The organism is [Clostridium] citroniae WAL-17108 (assembly GCF_000233455.1).
Classification (GTDB): domain Bacteria; phylum Bacillota; class Clostridia; order Lachnospirales; family Lachnospiraceae; genus Enterocloster; species Enterocloster citroniae.
Genome location: NZ_JH376448.1, coordinates 1 through 1050 on the forward strand (window position 1 = coordinate 1; position 1050 = coordinate 1050).

Here is a 1050-nt window from a genome sequence, read left to right on the forward strand (position 1 = left end):
ATTTATTGTGGTGAGATTCTCTCATGATTGTCTGTCGGGAAATAGATGGTTCCGAACAGGGGCAGGCGTGACTCATGCGAGTCACGCCTGCCCCTGAAATTTATCCACTAAAAAGAAAAAAGATAGCTAACAACAACCATCTTTCTCTCCGTTCCATGTTATAATGGAACTATGCTAAAACAAGATTATTATAACAACTTTTTTGAAATTGGGCAACAGAAAATTAACTTCAGTTTCTTTCAATTGGGACTACCCGATGACGATCCAGTCTATACCCTAAAAAACGTGATGGAGGAATTGGATTTTTCAGGCCTGCTGGCCTGTTATTCAGATAAGGGAAGAACCGGGTTTAACCCAATCATGCTGTATGCTGTTGTTACCTATGCAAACATGCGCGGGGTCAGGGCTGTTGACCGTATAGTAGACTTATACCAGAGAGAGCTCTCCTTTATCTGGCTGACCAAAGGGCAGAAGCCCCAGAGAGATGTTTTTTTATGATTTTAAAGGAAAAAACTGACGGGAGAAGTCCTGGATGAACTGAATTACCAGTTCATGCGCCGTCTGGAAAAGGAAGGCCTTATCTCGCTGAAAGAGCTTTACATCGATGGAACAAAGATTGAAGCAAACGCGAACAGATATACGTTCATTTGGTGGGGCAGTCTCAATTATCATCTTGCTGGTCTGCTGGACACGATCGATGCTCTTTACACAAAGTATAATACATTTCTGCTTGAAAACGGATATGGCCCCAAATACAATCTCGGAAATGCCCGGATGTTTGTGATTGAAGGAATGGACAAAGTCCGTAAAGTCATTGAAGAAAACAGGAAACGGAAACTGACAAAACATAAGAAGATCTCCAATAACACCATCATTGAGATTGATTACTGTTCTCCGCTTGAGATCCGGAAACTGCCGAAGAACCTGATGCAGATCGCACAGGGAGAAGACATCGGATTCGTTTATGGGAAAGGTAAGCATAAACCGGAGATCCAGAAGCTTTACGAGGAACTGGAAGAATGCGGGACCCGTCTGATGGAGTATAAGGCA

1 pseudogene is annotated in these 1050 nt (G+C 43.0%); it reads left to right on the plus strand.

Annotated elements, in window-relative coordinates:
- Positions 1-171 precede the first annotated feature (171 nt).
- Positions 172-1050: pseudogene (locus HMPREF9469_RS34215) on the plus strand (transposase); the annotation flags it as partial.